This is a genomic window from Streptomyces sp. NBC_00878 (assembly GCF_026341515.1).
Lineage (GTDB): Bacteria > Actinomycetota > Actinomycetes > Streptomycetales > Streptomycetaceae > Streptomyces.
In genome coordinates, this window is record NZ_JAPEOK010000001.1 from 3116178 (window position 1) to 3138092 (window position 21915).

Annotated in this window: 17 protein-coding genes and 1 pseudogene; 7 read left to right on the forward strand and 11 right to left on the reverse strand. The window is 70.2% G+C overall.

Annotated features, from left to right (window positions below; genetic code table 11):
- Positions 1–105: 105 nt before the first annotated feature.
- Entirely contained in the window at positions 106–1746 is a 1641-nt protein-coding gene (gene pruA, locus OHA11_RS12785; protein ID WP_266495459.1) for an L-glutamate gamma-semialdehyde dehydrogenase, read from the reverse strand.
- A 102-nt stretch (positions 1747–1848) separates the two neighbouring features.
- On the reverse strand, positions 1849–2829 hold the full coding sequence (locus OHA11_RS12790) for a proline dehydrogenase family protein (RefSeq protein WP_266495461.1): 981 nt from the start codon (positions 2827–2829) through the stop codon (positions 1849–1851).
- 133 nt (positions 2830–2962) lie between these two features.
- Here OHA11_RS12790 and OHA11_RS12795 point away from each other — a divergent pair, with 133 nt between their 5' ends.
- Positions 2963–4159 (forward strand): CdaR family transcriptional regulator, encoded by a 1197-nt coding sequence (locus OHA11_RS12795; RefSeq protein ID WP_266495464.1) that lies wholly within the window; start codon positions 2963–2965, stop codon positions 4157–4159.
- Between the two features lie 150 nt (positions 4160–4309).
- On the opposite strand, the gene OHA11_RS12800 is transcribed toward OHA11_RS12795, so the two are convergent.
- Positions 4310–5608 carry a hypothetical protein gene (locus OHA11_RS12800; RefSeq protein WP_266495466.1) on the reverse strand — a complete coding sequence of 433 codons (1299 nt, stop codon included), beginning with the start codon at positions 5606–5608 and terminating at the stop codon, positions 4310–4312.
- Between the two features lie 229 nt (positions 5609–5837).
- On the opposite strand from OHA11_RS12800, the gene OHA11_RS12805 reads away from it, so the two are divergent.
- The 3 genes and pseudogenes from OHA11_RS12805 (at position 5838) to OHA11_RS12815 (ending at position 6602) form a co-directional block, all read left to right on the forward strand.
- Complete coding sequence (locus tag OHA11_RS12805) at positions 5838–5987, forward strand: hypothetical protein (RefSeq protein ID WP_266495469.1); 150 nt, start codon at positions 5838–5840, stop codon at positions 5985–5987.
- Positions 5978–6145 (forward strand): annotated as a pseudogene (locus OHA11_RS12810) (ABC transporter permease); the annotation flags it as partial. The gene OHA11_RS12805 and the pseudogene OHA11_RS12810, both read left to right, overlap by 10 nt.
- A gap of 94 nt (positions 6146–6239) precedes the next feature.
- On the forward strand, positions 6240–6602 hold the full coding sequence (locus tag OHA11_RS12815) for an ATP-binding cassette domain-containing protein (protein ID WP_323186554.1): 363 nt from the start codon (positions 6240–6242) through the stop codon (positions 6600–6602).
- Here OHA11_RS12815 and OHA11_RS12820 read toward each other — a convergent pair.
- Positions 6550–7173 carry a TetR/AcrR family transcriptional regulator gene (locus OHA11_RS12820; RefSeq protein ID WP_266495471.1) on the reverse strand — a complete coding sequence of 208 codons (624 nt, stop codon included), beginning with the start codon at positions 7171–7173 and terminating at the stop codon, positions 6550–6552. The two genes, OHA11_RS12815 and OHA11_RS12820, sit on opposite strands and share 53 nt — an antisense overlap.
- 97 nt (positions 7174–7270) lie before the next feature.
- Between OHA11_RS12820 and OHA11_RS12825 the strand changes: the two genes are divergently transcribed.
- On the forward strand, positions 7271–8827 hold the full coding sequence (locus OHA11_RS12825; RefSeq protein WP_266495473.1) for an MFS transporter: 1557 nt from the start codon (positions 7271–7273) through the stop codon (positions 8825–8827).
- A gap of 322 nt (positions 8828–9149) precedes the next feature.
- On the opposite strand, the gene serA is transcribed toward OHA11_RS12825, so the two are convergent.
- The 6 genes from serA to OHA11_RS12855 all read right to left on the reverse strand — a co-directional run bounded on the left by serA (position 9150) and on the right by OHA11_RS12855 (position 19101).
- On the reverse strand, positions 9150–10748 hold the full coding sequence (gene serA, locus OHA11_RS12830) for a phosphoglycerate dehydrogenase (protein WP_266495475.1): 1599 nt from the start codon (positions 10746–10748) through the stop codon (positions 9150–9152).
- Positions 10749–10998: 250 nt separating this feature from the next.
- Complete coding sequence (gene ilvC / locus OHA11_RS12835; RefSeq protein ID WP_266495476.1) at positions 10999–12000, reverse strand: ketol-acid reductoisomerase; 1002 nt, start codon at positions 11998–12000, stop codon at positions 10999–11001.
- Positions 12001–12141: 141 nt separating this feature from the next.
- The gene (ilvN, locus tag OHA11_RS12840) at positions 12142–12669 is read right to left on the reverse strand and encodes an acetolactate synthase small subunit (protein WP_200395719.1); all 528 of its coding nucleotides are present in this window, start codon (positions 12667–12669) and stop codon (positions 12142–12144) included.
- 26 nt (positions 12670–12695) lie between these two features.
- A complete protein-coding gene (locus OHA11_RS12845) occupies positions 12696–14552 on the reverse strand; it encodes an acetolactate synthase large subunit (RefSeq protein ID WP_266495481.1) in 1857 nt (618 codons plus the stop codon).
- A gap of 240 nt (positions 14553–14792) precedes the next feature.
- Entirely contained in the window at positions 14793–17960 is a 3168-nt protein-coding gene (locus tag OHA11_RS12850; RefSeq protein ID WP_266495486.1) for a bifunctional diguanylate cyclase/phosphodiesterase, read from the reverse strand.
- 199 nt (positions 17961–18159) lie between these two features.
- Complete coding sequence (locus OHA11_RS12855) at positions 18160–19101, reverse strand: 2-hydroxyacid dehydrogenase (RefSeq protein WP_266495489.1); 942 nt, start codon at positions 19099–19101, stop codon at positions 18160–18162.
- Positions 19102–19175: 74 nt separating this feature from the next.
- On the opposite strand from OHA11_RS12855, the gene OHA11_RS12860 reads away from it, so the two are divergent.
- Positions 19176–20183, forward strand: a complete 1008-nt coding sequence (locus tag OHA11_RS12860; protein WP_266495499.1) for an aldo/keto reductase — start codon at positions 19176–19178, stop codon at positions 20181–20183.
- A 227-nt stretch (positions 20184–20410) separates the two neighbouring features.
- The gene (locus OHA11_RS12865; protein ID WP_266495502.1) at positions 20411–21616 is read left to right on the forward strand and encodes a sorbosone dehydrogenase family protein; all 1206 of its coding nucleotides are present in this window, start codon (positions 20411–20413) and stop codon (positions 21614–21616) included.
- 21 nt (positions 21617–21637) lie between these two features.
- On the opposite strand, the gene OHA11_RS12870 is transcribed toward OHA11_RS12865, so the two are convergent.
- Positions 21638–21868 carry a DUF6191 domain-containing protein gene (locus OHA11_RS12870; RefSeq protein ID WP_266495504.1) on the reverse strand — a complete coding sequence of 77 codons (231 nt, stop codon included), beginning with the start codon at positions 21866–21868 and terminating at the stop codon, positions 21638–21640.
- Positions 21869–21915 lie beyond the last annotated feature (47 nt).

The window sequence follows — 21915 nt, forward strand, 5'->3', positions numbered from 1 at the left end:
GTTCATTGAGGCGTCGGCCCGTGTACGGGGACGTCTCGGCCCTTGTGCGGTACGGGTCTCGGCCCGTGAGCGCGTACGGGGCTCAGCCCATGCGCGGGTACAGGTTCAGCCCATGTGCGGGTACGGGTAGTCGGTCGGCGGGACCAGGGTTTCCTTGATGGCGCGGGTCAGCGTCCAGCGCATCAGGTTCTGCGGGGCGCCCGCCTTGTCGTTCGTACCGGACGCGCGGCCGCCGCCGAAGGGCTGCTGGCCGACGACGGCGCCGGTCGACTTGTCGTTGACGTAGAAGTTGCCCGCGGCGTAGCGGAGCTTCTCCATCGTGTACGCCGCTGCCGCGCGGTCGTTCGCGATGACCGAGCCGGTGAGCGCGTAGTCCGACACCGACTCCATCTGGGCCAGCATCGCGTCGTACCCGTCGGCCGTGCTGTCGTCGTACACATGCACCGCGAGGAACGGGCCGAAGTACTCCGTCGTGAAGACCTCGTTCGCCGGGTCCGTGCACTCGACGACGGTCGGGCGGACGAAGTAGCCGACCGAGTCGTCGTACGTGCCGCCCGCGACGACCGTGCAGGACGGGTCGGCGTGCGCCCGGTCGATCGCCGCCTTGTTCTTGGCGAAGGAGCGCTCGTCGATGACCGCGCCGATGAAGTTCGACAGGTCGGTGACGTCACCCATCGTGATGCCGTCGACCTCGGCCGCGAACTCCTCCTTGAAGCCGGAGTTCCAGATGGAGGCCGGGACGTACGCGCGGGAGCTGGCCGAGCACTTCTGACCCTGGTACTCGAAGGAACCGCGGGTGAGGGCCGTCTTCAGGACCGCGCGGTCGGCGCTCGGGTGCGCGACGACGAAGTCCTTGCCGCCGGTCTCACCGACCATGCGCGGGTAGGTGCGGTACTTCTCGATGTTGTTGCCGACCGTCTTCCACAGGTACTGGAAGGTCTTGGTCGAACCGGTGAAGTGGATGCCGGCGAGGTCGCGGTGGACCAGGGCGACCTCGGAGACCTCGATGCCGTCACCGGTGACGAGGTTGATGACGCCCTTGGGAAGCCCGGCCTCCTCCAGCAGCTGCATCAGCAGCACGGCGGCGTGCGTCTGGGTCGGGGACGGCTTCCAGACGACGACGTTGCCCATGAGAGCCGGGGCCGTCGGCAGGTTGCCCGCGATCGCCGAGAAGTTGAACGGCGTGATCGCGTAGACGAAGCCTTCGAGCGGGCGGTGGTCGAGGCGGTTCCAGACACCCGGCGAGTTCGCCGGCGGCTGCTCGGCGAGCAGGTCACGGGCGTACTTGACGTTGAAGCGCCAGAAGTCGACCAGCTCGCAGGGACAGTCGATCTCGGCCTGCTGGGCGGTCTTCGACTGGCCGAGCATGGTCGAGGCGGCGAGCGTCTCGCGCCAGGGGCCCGCGAGCAGCTCGGCGGCGCGCAGGATGATCGCGGCGCGGTCGTCGAAGGACATCGCGCGCCAGGCGGGCGCGGCGGCGAGGGCCGCGTCGATCGCGTCCTGGGCGTCCTGCCGGGTGGCGTTCGCGTAGGTACCGAGGCGGGCCTTGTGGTGGTGCGGCTGCACGACGTCGAAGCGGTCGCCGCCGCCCATCCGCTTCTCGCCGCCGATGGTCATCGGCAGGTCGACGGGGTTCTCGGCGAGTTCCTTGAGCTTGGACTCCAGGCGGGCGCGCTCGGGGGAGCCGGGGGCATAGCCGTGCACCGGCTCGTTGACGGGGGTGGGGACCTGGGTGACGGCGTCCATGGTGTCCGTGTCTCCTTGACTGAGCGGGTTGGTCGGCGACTGAGCGGGGTGGTCGGTCGGCAACCGGGCGGTTTGGCCGACAACCGGGCGGGGCGGCCGGCCTCAGCCCTTGGTGAGGATCGAGCGGCCGAAGAAGAGAAGGTTGGCGGGGCGTTCGGCGAGGCGCCGCATGAAGTACCCGTACCAGTCCGTCCCGTACGCGGTGTAGACGCGCATGCGGTGGCCCTCCCCGGCGAGCCGCAGATGCTCGTCGCTCCTGATCCCGTACAGCATCTGGAACTCGTACTCGTCGGGCTTGCGGCCGGCGCGCCGGGCCAGCTCCTGCGCGATGGAGATGAGGCGCGGGTCGTGGGACCCGATCATCGGGTACCCGGATCCCTCCATCAGGATGCGCAGGATGCGGACGTACGCCTTGTCGGTCTCGGCCTTCTGCTGGTACGCGACCTCGGCGGGCTCCTTGTACGCGCCCTTCACGAGCCGTACGCGGCTGCCGCTGTCGGCGAGGCGGCGGGCGTCGGCCTCGGTGCGGAAGAGGTAGGCCTGGATGACGCAGCCGGTCTGCGGGAAGTCCTTCCGCAGCTCCTCGTGGATGGCGAACATCGAGTCGAGGGTGGTGTGGTCCTCGGCGTCGAGCGTGACGGTGGTACCGATGGCGGCGGCGGCCTCGACGACGGGCCGGATATTGGCGAGGGCCAGCTCGTGACCGCCGGGGAATGCGGGGGCGGGCCCGGAGGGCTCTCGGTCGAGGGTGGTGGCGGGCGACGGGAGGGATTGTCCGAACAGGGACAGCTTGACGGACATCTCCGCGCGGGTGCCCAGTTCCAGTTCCCCGAGCCGCTCGACCAGCTCCAGGTAGGCGTCCCGGGCGGCGGCGGCCTGCTCGGGGGTGGTGATGTCCTCGCCGACGACATCGAGGGTGACCTGCAGACCACGGTCGGTGAGGTCCTGGACGATCGGTACGACGTCGTCGACCGTCTCGCCGGGGATGAAGCGGTCGACGACCGGCCTGGTCACCGGGGCTGCCGAGATCACTCGGCGCAGCCGGTCGCTGCGCGAGGCGGCGAGAATCACGGGACCCAGCACGGGGCACCTCCACAGAAGGCCGGTAAACGGAGAACCACCGTGAAACCTAAGGATCCCTCCGATCGTCGGCCATCGACAGCTGTCACGCATCCGTCCCCCGGATCTCATACAGATGTCTGAAGGCGGCGCGGGAATGCGGGAGAATGCCCGAATGAGCCAGGCGAGCGGCGACCACCACGGCGACTACCAGGAACTGGTGGACGACATCTCGGAGCTTCTCGGCGCCCCCGCGACGCTGGAGAACCGCGACTTCGAGCTGCTCGCGTTCGGTACGTACGACAGTGAGGGAGAGCTGGACGCGTCCGCGCTGGACCCGGTCCGGGCGCGCTCGATCCTCACCCGGCGCTCGACACCGACGGTCCGCGCGTGGTTCGAGGGCTTCGGCATCACGCGCGCGACAGGGCCGGTCCGCATCCCGCCCACGCCGGAGGCAGGGGTCCACAGGGGCCGGATCTGCCTCCCGGTACGCCATCGGGGTGTGGTCCTCGGTTACGTCTGGCTGCTGGCCGACGATCCGGGCCCCTCGGCGGAGCAGCTGACGGCGGCGATGGAGGTGACGGCACGGATCGGGGCGCTGCTGGCGGACGAGGCGCAGGCGGGGGCCGACCTGACGCGGGAGTTCCGCGCGGTGCTGACCGCCGAGCGCGGCTGGCAGCGGGACATGGCGGTGGCCGCGCTGCGTACGGCGCTGGGGGCGCGGGGAGAAGGTCCGCACGCGGTGGTGTGCGTGGCGCCCTGGCCGTCGGCGGACCCGGACGACGCGCCGTCGGCCCGTACGGTGCCGCATGCGGCGGCGGTGTGCACGGTGCCGTGGGGCGCGGCGGGGCAGTGCCTGGCGGTGCTGACCCGGCTGCGCGCGACGACCGCACACGCCCCGGCGCTGTCGGCGGCGACGCGGCTCCTGAAGGAGACGGAGGGTACGGTCACGGCCGGCGTCGGCGCACCGCGCACGGGCCTGGCGGACCTCGCCGCCGCGTGGCAGGAGGCCTCGGCGGCGGCACGGGCGGCCCTGGCGGAACCGCGCCTGGGCCCGGTAGCGGAGTGGCACGCGATCGGCCCGTACCGCCTCCTCACGGCACTCCCCCCGGACACACCCCAGGACCCCGCGGTACGCACCCTGCTCTCCCCCACCCACCACGAACTGGCCCGCACAGCCGAGACGTACCTCGACTGCGCGGGCCAGGCGACACGCACGGCGACGGCACTGGGAATCCACCGCCAGACCTTGTACTACCGCTTGTCCCGCGTCGAACAGCTGACGGGGCTGGACCTGGACGTGGGGGAGGACAGGTTGTTGCTGCACATGGCGTTGAAGGGGGCGCGGCTCTGACTGGGTTCAGGCGGGGTGACGTCTGGCGCCGCTCATCCATTGATTCTCCAGTCGCCGCATTCGCCTCATTCAAGAGCCGTTCCACCCTGGCCTTCCACTCTTCTCCACGCCCGACATCAAGCCACAGCCCGTACGCCTCCGAGTCTTCCTCTACGGACCTGTGAGGTCAGGATGTTTCTTGCTGTGAGTGGCAAACGAGATTTCAGGGTCGTCGCCATCCGGTGGTCCCGATGACCCCGATGACCCGGGTGCCGCACCATCGGCGCCCGGCGGTCCCAGCGCCGCGCCATCGGCGCCCGGTGACCCCGGTGCCGTATCAGCGACGGCCTCCAAGGGCTCCGCCGACAGCAGCAGGCCCAGCCCCGGCAGGTAGTACAACGCGTACCGGCCGGGCGCGAGCAGGGCGCTGCCCACCATCGGGCTCACCGGCAACCGCAGGTCGCCCGCGACACAGATCTCCCACTCCTCGTCGAGCGGCCCGAGCAGCCGTACGACCGTCTCGCCCTCCGCCCGTTCGACCGGGGCGGATGCGCGCAGCGCGGAGACCACGGCGGGCAGCCCGCTGGAGGCCACCAGTTCCCACGCCATCATGACGAACGGCGGGGCGAAGGCCAGGCCATGGATGCCGAACGCGACCGCGGCGCCGAACGCGTCGGCCCAGTGCGTGCGCAGCAGGGACAACACGCCCCAGACGGCGAAGAAGCCGAGCCCGGCGGCCACCAGGGCACCGATGAGCACACCGGGGAACAGCAGCCGGAGACGTATCCGGCGGACCAGCGCCCGCCGCTGACGGTGCGTCAGTACTCCGGCCCGGTTGGCGGCCAGTCGCTCCGGGGTCACGCCCAACTCGTCGGCCAGCACCCGGCGGACGAGTGCCCGTTGCGCGGGGCTGGGGTGCGCACGGCGGTTCGCGGCCTCCTGGGCGTCAACCGGCTCCGCCGACAACAGCAGCGGCGAGGCACCACGACGCGTCGGCACCAGCCAGTACAGCCAGTACTCCCCCGGCAGCGGCAACGGCGGGGCACCGTCGGGCAGGGCGAGACGCATCTGACCCACGCATGCCGAACCGGCCGCACCCGCCGAACCGGCCGTATCCACCGAACCCGCCGAACCAGCCGAACCGCTGACCTCCCCCAGGCCGCCGACGATCCGGCGCGCTTTCAGAGCGGCGATCCGGGCCCGGCGCCGCCGCCGGGCCCGCCAACGGCCCCACCCGGCCCACAGCGCCAACGGCACGAGATAGCACCCCGAGATCAGGCCCATGGTCGCCATCGCCGCCAACGTCGCCGACACCCGCCCGGTCGGCAGACCGGTCCGCGTGCCCTGGTCGGCGCCCGCCGCCACCCCGAAACCGATCACGAGGGCCGCCCAGACGATCAGCATGGCCCACGCCACGCAGGGCGGCCGCACCCTCCGTCCGGCGACCAACGCCCACTGCACCGGGCTCACTTCACCCATGACATTGGCAGCCCACGCTTCGGGACTCCCCCACACCTCGGCGGTCGACGGCCCCTCCACACGCCCACCCCTCCCCCTCCAGCGCGGCACTGCCCCACCCCCTGTGACCCTTCCCACCAATTGAGGGCAGGCGGACCTCAGTTGTCCACCAGATCGCCGTGGCGGCACTCCGGGCACTCCGTGGCCGACCGCGCCGACCGGTCATGCTCTACTCCCGGACATGCCCCTCCTGATGATCGACCTCGACAACACCCTGGTCGACCGCGACGCCGCCTTCCGCGAAGCGGCCTCGGTCTTCCTCAGGGAGAACTCACTCCCCGTCGACGACCTCCCGTGGCTGATGTCCGTCGACGCCGGCGGCTCCCGTTGACGCTCGGGATCACGCTGCTGACCTGCGTCGGCTGGGGCCTGCTGCGCGACCCGTACGCGGTGGACACGACCGCCCGCCTCCAGGCGCCCTCCTGGGCGTACCCCATCGGCACGGACGCGCTCGGTCGTGACGTGCCGGCGCGGCTCGGGCACTGTGCCTTCGCCCCCCGCTGCCCCTGGCGGACGCGTCCCGCTGCCGCACAGAGCGCCCCGAGCCCCAGACCCACGACGGCCGAAGCGTCACCTGTCACCGATGGCGCGAACTCACCGACAACCCCGCCGAGTTGTTTCTGGGGCTCATGTGAGCCCCCTCCTGGACGTCCGCGACCTGGTAGTCCGCCACGGCCCCCGCACCACCGTCGACCACGTCTCCTTCGCCATCGCCCCCGGCGAAACCCTCGGCCTCATCGGCCCCTCCGGCTGCGGCAAATCGTCCACAGCCATGGCCGCACTGCAACTGCGCCACCCCACCGGCGGCGAAGTATGGTTCGACAGCCGCGAGTTGACCTCATTGAACGAGAAGGACCTGCGACCGCGTCGCGGAGATGCGCGACGGCAGGACGTCAGAACGACTCCGGAGCCGACGGCGCCGCCGCGGTCGCCCCCGTCGCCGTAGTCGCCTCGATCACCCGCCGCAGCCCCTCGGTGAGTTCGTCGGCACCGGCCGCGGTCTCGGGGTCGAAGGTCCACTGCGCGATCAGCCCCATCATCAGGGTCAGATAGAACTTCCCCAACGTGTCGACATCCCCCTCGGGGACGTCCTCCTCCCGGCCGCCCCTGAGCATCGGGATGATGCCGCGCGCGGCTTCGCGCTGCGCCTTGGCCAGGTGGTCGCGCACCACCTGCAGCTTGTCGCCCATGACGACGATCTCCATGCTGAGGTGCCACGGCGAGCCGGGCTTGCGCATCGTGCCGATGATGTTCGACCAGACCGCGTGGAAACGCTCCAGGGAACCCGGCTCGGTGCCGGCCACGGCCCCCTCGCCCCCCTCGAAGTCGTCAGTGAGCCCCTCGACGATGGAGACGTACGCCTCCGCGAGCAGCGCGTCCTTCGAGCCGTAGTGGTAGCCGATCGACGCCAGGTTCGTCCCTGACTCCTTGACGATGTCGCGTGCCGTCGTGCGCACGAAGCCCTTCTCCAGCAGGCAGCGCTTCGCGCCTTCGAGCAGATCCTCACGGTGTCCCATGCGGATCAGCGTACCTCCGCGACAGACAGCCGTCCTAGACCAGCGTTTTAAACGCACGTACTAGACACACGTTTAAGACGTCCGTACAGTCCTTGGCATGACGAATCCCAGCGCGCCGAACTCGCCCTCCACGGGCGCTCCCTCTCGTGCCGGACGCCGTGAATGGACCGCACTCGGCGTCCTGATGCTGCCGCTGCTCCTGGTCTCCATGGATGTCTCGGTCCTCTACTTCGCGGTCCCGCAGATCAGCGCGGACCTGGAGCCGACCGGCACCCAGCAGCTGTGGATCTTCGACATGTACGCGTTCGTGCTCGCCGGGCTGCTGATGACGATGGGCTCGCTCGGCGACCGCATCGGCCGCCGCAGACTGCTCCTGTTCGGCGCCGCCGCCTTCGGCGCGGCCTCGCTGGTCGCGGCGTACGCCACCAGCGCCGAGACGCTGATAGCGGCCCGCGCGGTGCTCGGCGTCGGCGGCGCGACCCTGATGCCGTCCACGCTGGCGATCATCCGCACGCTCTTCACGGACCCGGCCCAGCGTTCCAAGGCGATCGGCATGTGGTCGGGCGTCACAACGGCCGGCGTCGCGCTCGGCTCGGTGCTGAGCGGCGTCCTCGTGGAGCACTTCTGGTGGGGCTCGGTCTTCCTGGTGAACCTGCCCGCGATGGTGCTCCTGCTGCTCCTCGGACCGATCCTGCTCCCCGAGTCCAGGAACCCCGCGCCGGGCCGCTTCGACCTGCTGAGCATGCCGCTGTCCATGGCCGCCGTCCTGCCGGTGATCTACGGCCTCAAGGAGATCCCCTCGGAGGGCTGGCACGTCCGCTACGTCGTGTCGGTGACCGTCGGTCTGCTCTTCGCCGCGCTGTTCGTCCACCGCCAGCGCACGATCGAGTCGCCGATGATCCCGCCCTCGCTCTTCCGGGGCCGCGGCTTCACGCCCGCCGTCTCGCTGAACCTGTTGGCCATGTTCGCGACCATGGGCTCGGCGTACTTCAACACGCAGTATCTCCAGTCGGTCCTCGGCAAAAGCCCCATGGAGGCCGCGCTGTGGAGCCTCCTGCCCACCGTGCTGGTCGGCGTCGCCGTGCCGCTCGCCGCGGTGCTGGTACAGCGGGGAGTGAACCGCGCGTACGTCGTCTCCGCCGGCTTCCTCATCGCCGCCTGCGGCTACGGAATGCTCACCGCCACCGGTACGGACTCGCTGTGGCTGGTACTGGGCGGGGCGGGGCTCATCGCCTCCGGGATCGTCACCGTGATGTCCCAGATGATGGACCTGGCGCTGGGCGCCGTACCGGCGGAGAAGGCGGGCACCGCGTCCTCGGTCCTGGAGACCGGCACGGAGTTCGGCGGCGCGCTGGGCATGGCGCTCCTCGGCTCCGTCGGCACCGCGGTGTACCGGCACGACATCCCCGACACCGCCCCGGACGCGGCCCACGAAACCCTGGGCGCCGCCCTCGCCGTGGCCCGGCACCTCCCGGACCGCGCGGGCGACGCCCTGGTGACCACGGCCCGCGAAGCCTTCACCAGCGGAATGCAGGCGGCCGCGATAGCCGGAACGGTGCTGATGCTGGGCGCGGCGGTACTGGCGGCACTGACCCTGCGCCAGGTCCGCGTACGCGACACGGAGTGCGAGGAACCGGAGAAGACCCTCGCCTGACAACACAGAGTGGGCCGCCCCCGCCGCCCCTACCCATTCCCGTCGCTTACTCAGGGGCTCCGCCCCCGAACCCCCGCTCCTCAAACGCCGGAGCCGCAAATCTGCACAGCCCCGCGCCCCTGTTCAGGGGCGCGGGGCTGTGCAGATTTGCGGCTCCTCCCCCACTCTCGGCTTCGCTCGAGCGGGGGGACCCCCATCGTGGGCGCGACCAGCCACAACAAACCCGCAGACGAAGCCTGTCAGCCTGTCCGGCGCTTGAGGACAAGGCCGTTCAGGCCGACAGCGGGGGCCTGGGGGCGGCAGCCCCCAGTGGCGGGCACCCTTACACGAGGTTGACCGACCGAGCCTGCGTGGCGCCGATCTCCTCAGCCAGCTCAGTCAGCACCGCCTGCGGCACCGTGTCGTCCACGGTCAGCACGGCCAGCGCCTCGCCACCGAGGTCGGCCCGCGCGACCTGCATCCCCGCGATGTTGATGCCCGCCTCGCCGAGGATCCGGCCGAGGGTGCCGACGACACCCGGGCGGTCGGTGTAGTTGAGGACGACCATGTGGTCGGCGAGCGCCAGATCCACGTCGTACTCGCCGACCGCGACGATCTTCTGGTGGTGCTTGGGACCGGCGAGCGTGCCGGAGACCGAGATCTCCTGGCCGTCACCGAGGGTGCCGCGCACGGTCACCACGTTCCGGTGGTCCGAGGACTCCGAGCTCGTGGTCAGCCGCACCTCGACACCGCGCTCCTGCGCGAACAGCGGAGCGTTCACGTACGACACGGTCTCGTCGACGACGTCCTCGAACACGCCCTTGAGCGCGGAGAGTTCGAGCACCTTGACGTCGTGCTGGGTGATCTCGCCGTACACCTCGACGTCGAGGCGGACCGCTACCTCGCCCGCGAGGGCGGTGAAGATGCGGCCGAGCTTCTCGGCGAGCGGCAGACCCGGCTTGACGTCCTCGGCGATGACACCGCCCTGCACGTTCACCGCGTCCGGGACCAGCTCGCCGGCGAGGGCGAGGCGCACCGAGCGGGCGACGGCGATGCCGGCCTTCTCCTGCGCCTCGTCCGTGGAGGCGCCGAGGTGCGGGGTGCAGACGACCTGGTCGAGCTCGAAGAGCGGGGAGTCCGTGCAGGGCTCCTTCGCGTACACGTCGAGGCCGGCGCCGGCGACGCGGCCCTCCTTGAGCGCGGAGTACAGCGCGACCTCGTCGACGATCCCGCCGCGCGCGGCGTTGACGATCCGCACCGACGGCTTGACCTTGTGCAGCGCCTCGTCACCGATGAGACCGACCGTCTCGGGCGTCTTGGGGAGGTGCACGGTGATGAAGTCGGAGACCTCGAGCAGCTCGTCCAGCGACAGCACCTTGACGCCCATCTGCGCGGCCCGCGCGGGCTGTACGTACGGGTCGTAGGCGACGACCTTCATGCCGAAGGCGGACATGCGCTGGGCGACGAGCGCACCGATGCGCCCCAGACCCACGACACCGAGGGTCTTCTCCGCGAGCTCGACGCCGGTGTACTTGGAGCGCTTCCACTCGCCGTTCTTGAGCGCGGTGTTGGCCTGCGGGATGTGGCGCGCGGTGGCCAGCAGCAGGCCGCAGGCGAGCTCGGCGGCGGTCACGATGTTCGAGGTGGGGGCGTTGACGACCATCACGCCGGCCTTGGTGGCGGCGGCCACGTCGACGTTGTCCAGACCGACGCCGGCCCGGGCGACGACCTTCAGCCGGCTCGCGGCCGCGACGGCCTCGGCATCGACCTTCGTCGCGGAGCGGATCAGGATCGCGTCGACCTCGGCGATGGCGGGCAGCAGTTCGGCGCGGTCCGCGCCGTTCGCGTGCCGGATCTCGAAGTCCGGGCCCAGGGCGTCGACGGTCGCAGGCGACAGCTCTTCAGCGATGAGTACGACGGGTTTCGTTGACGCAGTGCTCACGTGAGTCCTCACAGGTCCAATGCGGACGGCCGTCCCGACGGCCGCATGCGGTGGAGGGGGTTGCCGCGTGGAAGACGCACGACGCTGTGGGCCCGACGCGTATGTAGTGGAGCAGTCTAGTGCCGCGGCGGAGGTCGTTCTGCGCCTCCGCGGAAGGATCACCCATCCGTGGCCGGGCACCATGGACAAGCAGGTTCCGGAGGGTGGGCGACGGGGCCGCGGCGGATGGCTGCGGCCCCGTTCTCACGACTTACGCGTCGTCGTCGTTGACCCACGACATGAGCTTGCGCAGCTCCTTGCCGGTGGTCTCCAGGAGGGACTCGGCATCCTGCTGCTTGTACTCGTTGTACTTCTTCAGACCGCCGTGGTACTCGTCCATCCAGGCCTGGGCGAAAGTGCCGTCCTGGATCTCGGCGAGGACCTTCTTCATCTCGGCCTTGGTGGCGTCGGTGATGATCCGCGGGCCGGTGACGTAGTCGCCCCACTCGGCGGTCTCGGAGATCGACCAGCGCATCTTCTCCAGGCCGCCCTCGTACATGAGGTCGACGATGAGCTTCAGCTCGTGCAGGCACTCGAAGTACGCGATCTCCGGCTGGTAGCCGGCCTCGGTCAGCGTCTCGAAACCGGCCTTGACCAGCGCGGCCGTACCACCGCAGAGGACGGCCTGCTCACCGAACAGGTCGGTCTCGGTCTCCTCGGTGAAGGTCGTCTTGATGACGCCGGCGCGGGTGCCACCGATGCCCTTCGCGTACGAGAGGGCCAGCGCGAAGCCGTTGCCGGTCGCGTCCTGCTCGACGGCCGCGATACACGGAACGCCGCGGCCCTCCTCGTACTGGCGGCGCACCAGGTGGCCCGGACCCTTCGGGGCGACCATGCAGACGTCGACACCGGCCGGGGGCTTGATGAAGCCGAAGCGGATGTTCAGGCCGTGGCCGAAGAACAGCGCGTCGCCGTCGTCGAGGTTGTCCTTGATGGACTCCTCGTAGACCTGGGCCTGGATCGGGTCCGGGACGAGGATCATGATGACGTCGGCCTCGGCGGCGGCCTCCGACGGGGTCACCACGCGCAGGCCCTGCTCCTCGGCCTTGGCCTTGGACTTGGAGCCCTCGTGCAGACCGACCCGGACGTCGACACCCGAGTCACGGAGCGACAGCGCGTGGGCATGGCCCTGGCTGCCGTAGCCGATGACCGCGACCTTGCGGCCCTGGATGATGGACAGGTCGGCGTCGGCGTCGTAGAACAGCTCGGCCACTTTGGGTTCTCTCCTTGGTGTGCAGGTGTTGCGTCCCACCGTATGCCGGTGGGGTGAAGGGAAGTTCCTGGGTCTCGGAATGCGGGCGGCCGACGACCGCCGACCGCCCGTTTCCGGTCGTACGTGAATCTTCTACGGGGGTTACGCGGACCGGTCGAGGGCGCGCAGTGACCGGTCGGTGATCGAGCGGGCGCCGCGGCCGATGGCGATGGTGCCGGACTGGACGAGCTCCTTGATGCCGAACGGCTCCAGCATCTTGAGCATGGCCTCCAGCTTCTCGCTGCCGCCGGTGGCCTCGATGGTGACGGCCTCCGGGGAGACGTCCACGGTCTTGGCGCGGAACAGCTGGACGATCTCGACGATCTGCGAGCGCGTCTCGTTGTCGGCGCGCACCTTCACCAGAACGAGTTCGCGCTGAACCGCCGCGGACGGCTCCAGTTCGACGATCTTCAGGACGTTGACGAGCTTGTTGAGCTGCTTGGTGACCTGTTCGAGCGGCAGTTCCTCGATCACGTTCACCACGATGGTGATGCGCGAGATGTCGGGGTGCTCGGTGACGCCGACGGCGAGCGAGTCGATGTTGAAGCCGCGGCGGGAGAACAGGGCGGTGATCCGGGCGAGGACACCGGGCTTGTTCTCCACCAGGACGGAGAGCGTGTGCTTGGACATGGGTCTGGTTCCTTTACCTACGGCTCTCAGTCGTCTTCGTTGTCGCCGAAGTCGGGGCGGACGTCCCGGGCGGCCAGGATCGTGTCGTTCGAGGTGCCGGCGGCGACCATCGGCCAGACCATCGCGTCCTCGTGGACGATGAAGTCGACGACGACCGGGCGGTCGTTGACCGAGTTCGCCTCCTCGATGACCTTGTCGAGGTCGTCCGGGGACTCGCAGCGGATGGCGTAACAGCCCATGGCCTCCGACAGCTTCACGAAGTCGGGGACGCGGGTGCCGGCGCTCGGTTGCTTTCCGTCCGCCTCGGGGCCGGAGTGCAGCACGGTGTTGGAGTAGCGCTGGTTGTAGAAGAGGGTCTGCCACTGGCGGACCATCCCGAGGGCGCCGTTGTTGATGATGGCGACCTTGATCGGGATGTTGTTCAGGGCGCAGGTGGTGAGCTCCTGATTGGTCATCTGGAAGCAGCCGTCGCCGTCGATCGCCCAGACCGTCCGCTCCGGGGCGCCGGCCTTGGCGCCCATCGCGGCCGGAACCGCGTAGCCCATCGTTCCGGCGCCGCCGGAGTTCAGCCAGGTCGCGGGCTTCTCGTACTGGATGTAGTGCGCGGCCCACATCTGGTGCTGGCCGACGCCCGCCGCGAAGATCGTGCCCTCGGGGGCGAGCTGTCCGATGCGCTCGATGACCTGCTGGGGCGCGAGCGAGCCGTTGTCGGGCTGGTCGTAGCCGAGCGGGTACGTCTCGCGCCAGCGGTTGAGGTCCTTCCACCAGGCGGTGTAGTCCCCCTGGTTCCCCTCACTGTGCTCTTTCTGCACCGCCTGCACCAGGTCGGCGAGGACCTCGCGGGCATCGCCGACGATCGGCACGTCGGCGGCGCGGTTCTTGCCGATCTCGGCCGGGTCGATGTCGGCGTGGACGATCTTCGCGTACGGGGCGAAGCTGTCCAGCTTGCCGGTGACGCGGTCGTCGAAGCGGGCTCCGAGGGCGACGATCAGGTCGGCCTTCTGCAGCGCGGTGACGGCGGTGACCGCACCGTGCATGCCCGGCATTCCCACGTGCAGCGGGTGGCTGTCGGGGAATGCGCCGAGCGCCATCAGTGTGGTGGTGACGGGCGCTCCGGTGAGTTCGGCGAGGACCTTCAGCTCGGCGGTGGCACCGGCCTTGAGGACGCCGCCGCCGACGTACAGGACGGGCCGCTTGGCCTGGGTGATCAGCCGGGCGGCCTCGCGGATCTGCTTGGCGTGCGGCTTGGTCACCGGGCGGTAGCCGGGCAGGTCCTGGGCGGGCGGCCACTGGAAGGTGGTGCGCGCCTGGAGGGCGTCCTTGGCGATGTCGACGAGGACGGGGCCCGGACGGCCGGTGGAGGCGATGTGGAAGGCCTCCGCGATCGTCCGCGGGATGTCCTCGGCCTTGGTGACGAGGAAGTTGTGCTTGGTGATCGGCATCGTGATGCCGACGATGTCCGCCTCCTGGAAGGCGTCCGTGCCGATCGCCTTGGACGCGACCTGCCCGGTGATCGCCACGAGCGGCACCGAGTCCATGTGCGCGTCGGCGATGGGGGTCACCAGGTTGGTGGCGCCGGGGCCGCTGGTCGCCATGCAGACGCCGACCTTGCCGGTGGCCTGCGCGTAGCCGGTGGCCGCGTGACCCGCGCCCTGCTCGTGGCGCACGAGCACGTGCCGAACCCGCCGGGAGTCCATCAGCGGGTCGTAGGCCGGAAGGATCGCGCCGCCGGGAATGCCGAATACCGTCTCGGCCCCGACCTCCTCGAGAGAACGGATGAGGGACTGGGCTCCCGTCACCTGCTCGGGGGCGGACTGCTGTCCTCCGGAACGGGGCCGCGGCTGCGGGTGATGGGCCCCGGTGGCCTGCTCGGTCATCGGCATTCTCTTCTCGATGCTGAGGGTTTTTGCGAGGTTTATACGGTGTTCGGTTACTGGCCGACCGGCACCTGTGCAACAAAAAACCCCTCGTGCCGTGAGGCAAGCGAGGGGAGCGCGCCGGGTGCGGTCGCTGGGAGATCCGGTTCTGTCGATCCGGTGCGTCCCAGCTCAGCCGACGCGCTTTCCAAGTACGAGAATTCGGGTGCGCATGGCACAGACCCTCCCCCCGGCACGCCGTACGTGTCAAGTGGGTGGGACGGGAGTCTCATCATGTGAACGTAGGGCCGTACCGGTTCCGTACCCGGCCGAGGATGCCCCGGCCGCGTACGCACTGGTGCTCCCACCTGCGTAGACACCACTGCCGCCGCCTCCGACGAACACCGGCTCGACCGGGCCGTGAGGCACGGGGTAGGCACCGGCCGCCAGGGCTCGGCGCAGTCGGTACTCGTCCAGCGGTCCGGAGAACGCGTTGCCCTCTCCGTGTGTGCAGCCCATCGAGCGCAGGGCGATGACCTGCTCGGGCAGGTCCACGCCGACGGCGACGGTCTGCAGCCCCAGATCGTTCGCGATACGCAGCAGCCCGCTGGTGATCTTGTGCAGCCGGGCGGACTCGACCACCCCCTCCACCAGACCGCGGTCCAGTTTCAGTACGTCGACGGGGAGGCGGCGCAGTGCGGTGATCGTGGCGCAGCCGCTGCCGAAGCCGTCCAGGGCGATCCGGACGCCAAGGCGCCTGAGTGCGCCCAGGCGGCGCTCCAGCTCGTCGAGGGAGACCTTGGGATCGATGTCGGCCAGCTCGACGACCAGGGCACCCGACGGGAGGCCGTGCCGGGTGAGCAGGGCCTCGACAGAGCTGAGGGGCATGGACCGGTCGAGGAGGCGGCGGGCGGTCATCCGGACGGCGACGGGCACGGCGAGCCCCGTGGCGGCGCGCTCGACGGCCTGCTCGATGGCCTCCTCCAGCATCCAGCGGCCCAGCTCGGCGGTGCGCTCGCTGTCCTCGGCGACGCGCAGGAACTCGGCGGGCGTGAACAGCACGCCCTGGGCGGAGCGCCAGCGCGCCTCGGCCGCGACCGCCGTGATCCGGCCGGTGTCGAGGGAGACCACGGGCTGGTGCAGCAGCGCGAACTCGCCGTCGTGCAGGGCGGCCCGCAGCCGGGTGGCCAGCTGGGCCTTCCGTACGACGTCCTGCTGCATCTGGGGTGCGTACAGCTCGACGCGGCCCTTGCCCGCGGCCTTGGCGCGGTACATCGCGAGGTCGGCGTTGCGCAGCAGCTCGCCCGCGCCGAGACCGGGCTCGGAGAAGGCGACGCCGATGGAGGCGGCGACGCGGACATCGTTGCCGTCGATGGAGTACGGCTGCGAGAGGGTCACGCGGAGGCGGTCGGCGAGCTCGAAGATCTGGTGCTCGCGCGCGGTGCGGTCACGGCCGCCGTCGCCGACGATCAGGGCCGCGAACTCGTCGCCGCCGAGGCGGGAGGCGGTGTCGGTCTGCCGGACGGCGTCCTGGAGTCTGCGGGCGGCCTGGACGAGCAGTTCGTCGCCGGCCTGGTGCCCGATGGTGTCGTTGACGGCCTTGAAGCCGTCGAGGTCGATGAAGAGGACGGCGGTGCCGCGGTCGGAGGAACGGCGGCCGGAGAGCGCCTGTCCGACGCGCTTGGTGAACAGGGCACGGTTGGGCAGGTCGGTGAGCGGGTCGTGCTCGGCGTTGTGCTGCAACTGGGCCTGGAGGCGCACCCGTTCGGTCACGTCACGGCTGTTGAAGATGAGGCCGCCGTGGTGGCGGTTGACCGTCGACTCAACGTTGAGCCAGCCTCCCCCACTCTCGGCCTCGCTCGAGCGGGAGGTGCTCCCACCGCCGGACTTGAAACGGCACTCGATGCGGGTGGTGGGTTCCTCGGTGGGGCTGGCGGCGAGGAAGCGGCGCACCTCGTGCACCACACAGCCCAGGTCCTCCGGGTGGATCAGCGTGGCGAGTTCGGAGCCGACGAGTTCCTCGGCGGGCCGTCCGTAGACCCCGGCCGCGGCCGGGCTGACGTACCGGAGAATGCCGTTCGGAGCTGCGATCATGATGACGTCGCTGGAGCCCTGCACCAGGGAGCGGAAGTGGTTCTCCTTCTGGGCCAGTTCCTGGGTGAGGGTGATGTTGTCGAGGAGCATGATGCCCTGGCGTACGACGAGGGCGAGCACGACCGTGCCGCCGGTGACGAGCACGACGCGGTCGACGCTGCGGCCGTTGAGCACGTTGTAGAGGATCCCCAGCGTGCAGACGGCGGCGGCCAGGTAGGGGGTGAGCGCCGCCAGCGAACTGCTGATGGGCCGACTGGCCGGATACCGACTGTGGCCTCCTTCCTGGAGGGGCACGTGTGCCGGTTGTCCCTGCCGGGGCCCGGGCACGTAGCCGTACACCACGCGCGTGTGCCCCTCTTCTTCCGTGTGTCCGTGTCGTTGCCCCACCCAGGGGGCGTAGGCGAGCAGGAGTGATCCGGCGAACCAGCCGGCGTCGAGCAGCTGCCCTGAGTGGTAGTCGCTCTGCATCAGTGGTGAGGTGAACAGGGCGTCGCACATGACCGTCAGGGCCAGGGCGCCGATCGCGGTGTTCACCGCGGAGCGGTTCATCGCCGAGCGCCTGAAGTGCAGTGCGAGCACCATGCTCACCAGGGCGATGTCCAGCAGCGGATACGCGAGCGACAGCGCGGTGTGCGCGACGCTCGAACCCTCCGCCTTCGCCGCCTGGGCGAGCGCGAGGCTCCAGGAGAGCGTGAGCAGCGAGCCGCCGATCAGCCAGGCGTCCAGCACCAGACAGACCCAGCCGGCCTTGCTCATCGGCCGTTTGGCGAGGACGAGCAGTCCCACGATGGCCGGCGGCGCGAAGCACAGGAAGAACAGGTCGGCATAGCTCGGGCTGGGCACCGGGCTGTCCAGGACGACCTCATACCAACCCCAGACGAAGTTGCCCGCCGCCGCCATCGCGGAGGAGAGCGCGAAGAGCAGCCATGCGGGTCGAAAGCGGCAGCGAGGGGTGCGGGCACAGAGGAAGCAGGAGACGGCCGCGGTGGCGGCCGCCGCGCTGAGCCCGAAGTCGCCCATGATCAGGGCGAGTCGCGGTGATCCCCAGCCGAGCGCGCAACCGACGGCGTATCCCGCGCACACCAGGGCCAGCGCGAGCTGCGGCACGAGACCCGCTCCGCCTCCGTGGACCGGACGACGGGCCAGCAATGCCCCTGGGGAGCTCACTGTGTCTCTCCGGTCCGTGCCGCCCCCGAGTCCATCTGGTCCCGGCGGGCCGGATATGCGTGCCTCCTGCGACCGCCGGGCCTTCGGTGGTGATGACCGCTGTGGCCGCGCCTGCGCGCCGGTACGCGCCAGGGTCGCCGTCGGCGGCCCCGCCGCGTCGGATCGTTGGTCCATAGGCCGTGCATCGCCCGTCGCCCCCCTCGCAGTTGCTGCCTGTCGATCCCCCGCGCCGAACGGTGCACGGCGCGGCCCCTGTCGGGACGATACACCAGTCTCGTCACTCAGGGACATAGCCCCTCTACGCTCCGTGACGGCCGATGGGTAAATGGCCACGCCGCGCATTCGGGGGACTTCGGAGGGTGCCCGGACCGGACTACGGACCCGTCGTAAGGACCACGTTTCGCAGCGGCTCCCGGTTCACAAAACGGTTCAACTGGTCGCTCAGGAGCCGCTTGGCACGCGGATAGAAGGCGGAGGTCGGCCCGCCCACGTGGGGGCTGATGAGGACGCCCGGCGCATGCCACAAGGGGTGTCCCGGGGGCAGCGGTTCGGGATCGGTGACGTCCAGGGCGGCCGTGAGGCGGCCGCTCTCCAGCTCGGCGAGGAGCGCCTTGGTGTCGACGACTCCGCCGCGGGCGACGTTCACGAGGAGCGCCCCGTCCTTCATCCGCGCCAGGAAGTCGGCTCCGGCCAGGCCCTTCGTCTGCTCGGTGAGGGGTGTGATGAGCACCACCACATCGGCGTCCGGGAGGAGTTCGGGCAGGGCGGAGATCGGATGCACCGGACCGCGCGCCGTCTCGCGTGGGTGGCGCGCGACGCGCGCCACCCGCGCGAGCTCAAACGGAACGAGCCGGTCCTCGATGGCCGAGCCGACCGCCCCGTAGCCGACGATCAGGACGGACTTGTCGGCGAGCGCGGGCCGGAATCCGGACCGCCACTGCTCGCTGTCCTGCCCACGGACGAAGTCGGGGATGCCGCGAAGCGAGGACAGGATCAGGGTGAGGGTGAGTTCGGCGGTGCTGGCGTCGTGCACGCCGCGCGCGTTGCACAACCGCACGCCCTCGGGGAGCAGTCGCAGACCCGGCTGCACATGGTCGATGCCGGCGGACAGGGTCTGCACGACCTGGACGGACGTCATGTCGGCCAGGGGGCGCATCGAGACATCGCTGCTCTTCATGTAAGGCACGACATAGAAGGCGCAGTCGGCGGGATCGGCGGGAAAGTCCTGCTCACCGTTCCAGTAGCGGTAATTGGGGCCGGCCGGGAGGCCTTCGAGGTCGTCTGCGGGAAACGGAAGCCACACTTCATACGTCATGTCAGGAGGCTATGCGAAGCGCCTGGGGACGCAGAGGTTAGTTTGGGGTGCCAGGAAAGGGAGGGCACGGCCAGGTGGAGCGCAGGACGATCGGGGCGGCGGCGCTCGAGGTGGGGGCTGTCGGCCTCGGGTGCATGCCGATGAGCTGGGCGTACTCGGGTTCGCGCCAGCGGGGCGACGAGTCGCTGCGGACCGTGCACACGGCCCTCGACCGGGGCGCCACGCTCCTGGACACCGCCGACATGTACGGGCCCTTCACCAACGAGCTGCTGGTCGGACGGGTACTGAAGGAGCGGCGCTCCGAGGCCTTCGTGTCGACCAAGGTCGGCCTCCTGGTGGGCGAACAGCACATCGTGGCCAACGGCCGCCCCGGCTATGTGAAGCGGGCGTGCGACGCCTCACTGCGCCGCCTCCAGACGGACGTCATCGACCTGTACCAACTGCACCGCGCGGACCCGGAGGTACCGGTCGAGGAGACGTGGGGCGCGATGGCGGACCTCGTCTCGGCCGGCAAGGTACGGGCGCTCGGGCTGTGCGCGGTGGGCGCGCGCTCCCGCCGCCGTTCGGGAGCACGGCTGCATGACGAAACGATCCGGCAGCTGGAGCGGGTGCAGCAGGTCTTCCCGGTGAGCGCGGTGGAGGCCGAGCTGTCGGTGTGGTCGCCGGAGGCTCTGGACGGGCTGCTGCCGTGGTGCGAGGCGCGCGGCGTCGGCTTCCTGGCGGCGATGCCGCTCGGCAACGGCTTCCTGACCGGCACGCTCACCCCCGGCGAGGGTTTCGAACCCGACGACGTACGGGCCCGGCACCCCCGCTTCACCGCCGAGATGATGGCCGCGAACCAGCCGATCGTCGCCGGTCTGCGGCGCATAGCCGCCCGGCACGCGGCGCCGGGGGCGGACGTCACCCCGGCTCAGGTGGCGCTCGCGTGGGTGCTCGCGGCAGGGCGGCAGGTGGTGCCGGTGCCGGGGACCAAGCGGGAGTGCTGGGCCGCGGAGAACGCGCGGGCGGCCGGACTGCGCCTGACGGAGGAGGATCTCGCGGAGGTGGCGGGGTTGCCTTCGGTGCGGGGATCCTGGGACTGAGCCGTACGGCTCGCGGAACCGTACAGCTCTTGGAACCGGCCGTACGGTTCACGGGGCCCGGCGCTCCGGGGTTCGCTCCTTCGGTACTTCGCCGCTTCGGTATTCGATGATCGGGAACTCGTGGGGCGCGAGCGGTGACTGCATTTCCCGGGGGACGACCCCCGGACCCCCAGCCGAGAAGACGACTTGATCCGCCCAAGTGGGAACCTGCGGAGCACTCCCGGTGTATGAGAAGTAGAACCTGCCGCGTCGAAGGGATCCTGATCGTGCAACGTCGAGCTGTGACGGCCATGTTGGCCGCGGCCACGCTCTTGGTGACGGCCGGGTGCTCCTCGGGGGACGGGGAGGAGTCGGACGGCGGCAGGAGCACGTCTCCGAGCAGCTCGGAGCCCGGTGCCTCGGCCCCGGCGTCCGAGCAGGCCGCCGAGGAGACCCCGCCCGCCAAGGGCTCCGTGAAGGTCGTGCGGACCGTCACCGAGGGGCTGAAGACCCCCTGGGGCCTGGCGCCACTGCCCGAGGGCGGCCTCCTGGTGTCCTCGCGGGACGAGGGGACGATCACCCGGGTCGACGAGAAGACGGGCAAGAAGACCGAGGTGGGCTCCGTGCCCGGCGTCGCCCCCGCCGGCGAGGGCGGCCTGATGGGCCTGGCCCTCTCCCCGTCGTATGCCTCGGACCACATGGTGTACGCGTACTTCACCTCGGACTCGGACAACCGCATCGTGCGCATGCTGTACGACGCGAAGAAGCCGGCCGGTGAGCAGCTGGGCGCGCCCGACACGGTGTTCAGGGGCATCCCGAAGGGCACCAACCACAACGGCGGCCGGATCGCCTTCGGCCCGGACAAGATGCTGTACGTGGGCACGGGCGAGACCTATGTGACCGAGCTCGCCCAGGACAAGAAGTCCACCGGCGGCAAGATCCTCCGACTGACCCCGGAGGGCGAGCCGGCCCCGGGCAACCCGTTCAACTCGGCGATCTACTCGTACGGCCACCGCAATGTGCAGGGCCTCGCCTGGGACTCCAAGCAGCGTCTGTTCGCCTCCGAGTTCGGCCAGGACACCTGGGACGAGCTGAACCACATCAAGCCGGGCGACAACTACGGCTGGCCGGACGCGGAGGGCAAGTCCGACGACTCCAAGTACCACAACCCGATCGACCAGTGGAGCACCGACGAGGCCTCCCCCAGCGGCATCGCCTACGCGGAGGGCTCCATCTGGATGGCGGGCCTGCGCGGCAAGCGACTGTGGCGCATCCCGCTCAACGGCACGGAGGCCTCGGCAGACTCCCAGGCCTTCCTGGAGGGCGACTACGGCCGCCTGCGCACGGTGGTCTCGGCGGGCGGCAACAAGCTGTGGCTGGTGACGAGCGAGACGGACGGACGAGGGACCCCGGAGTCGGGGGACGACAGGATTCTGGAGCTGGAGGTGACGTAGGGCGCCCGGAAACAGGGGCGCCTACTCGGGAGGTTCCACCGGGGCCGGGGCCGGGGCCTTGGCCTTGGCCGGGTCGGAAGCTGCCACGGGCTGGGCTGGCACGCGGACGACCACCTTGCCGGAGGAGAGGTCTATCGGGCCCCGTCCGGGGTCTCCGTCGTTCAGGTCCACGCGGCTCAGTTCCAGCCGCTTGCGCTCCTCCTCGGTGTGCTTGCGGCCTGGTGCGAAGAGCTGCTCGATCATGTTGAACACGGTGCCTCCCTCGGCCCGGGGTCTCCTACAGCGTAGACCTCACGGTG

Excerpts from the sequence above, each read along its gene's own strand:
- OHA11_RS12850 (WP_266495486.1), bottom strand. The coding sequence starts at position 17,960 with ATGGACCAACGATCCGACGCGGCGGGGCCGCCGACGGCGACCCTGGCG.
- ilvN (WP_200395719.1), bottom strand. The coding sequence starts at position 12,669 with ATGTCCAAGCACACGCTCTCCGTCCTGGTGGAGAACAAGCCCGGTGTC.
- OHA11_RS12825 (WP_266495473.1), top strand. The coding sequence starts at position 7,271 with ATGACGAATCCCAGCGCGCCGAACTCGCCCTCCACGGGCGCTCCCTCT.
- OHA11_RS12855 (WP_266495489.1), bottom strand. The coding sequence starts at position 19,101 with ATGACGTATGAAGTGTGGCTTCCGTTTCCCGCAGACGACCTCGAAGGC.
- OHA11_RS12795 (WP_266495464.1), top strand. The coding sequence starts at position 2,963 with ATGCGGGAGAATGCCCGAATGAGCCAGGCGAGCGGCGACCACCACGGC.
- OHA11_RS12815 (WP_323186554.1), top strand. The coding sequence starts at position 6,240 with ATGGCGCGAACTCACCGACAACCCCGCCGAGTTGTTTCTGGGGCTCAT.
- OHA11_RS12845 (WP_266495481.1), bottom strand. The coding sequence starts at position 14,552 with ATGCCGATGACCGAGCAGGCCACCGGGGCCCATCACCCGCAGCCGCGG.
- OHA11_RS12865 (WP_266495502.1), top strand. The coding sequence starts at position 20,411 with ATGAGAAGTAGAACCTGCCGCGTCGAAGGGATCCTGATCGTGCAACGT.
- OHA11_RS12820 (WP_266495471.1), bottom strand. The coding sequence starts at position 7,173 with ATGGGACACCGTGAGGATCTGCTCGAAGGCGCGAAGCGCTGCCTGCTG.
- pruA (WP_266495459.1), bottom strand. The coding sequence starts at position 1,746 with ATGGACGCCGTCACCCAGGTCCCCACCCCCGTCAACGAGCCGGTGCAC.
- OHA11_RS12805 (WP_266495469.1), top strand. The coding sequence starts at position 5,838 with ATGCCCCTCCTGATGATCGACCTCGACAACACCCTGGTCGACCGCGAC.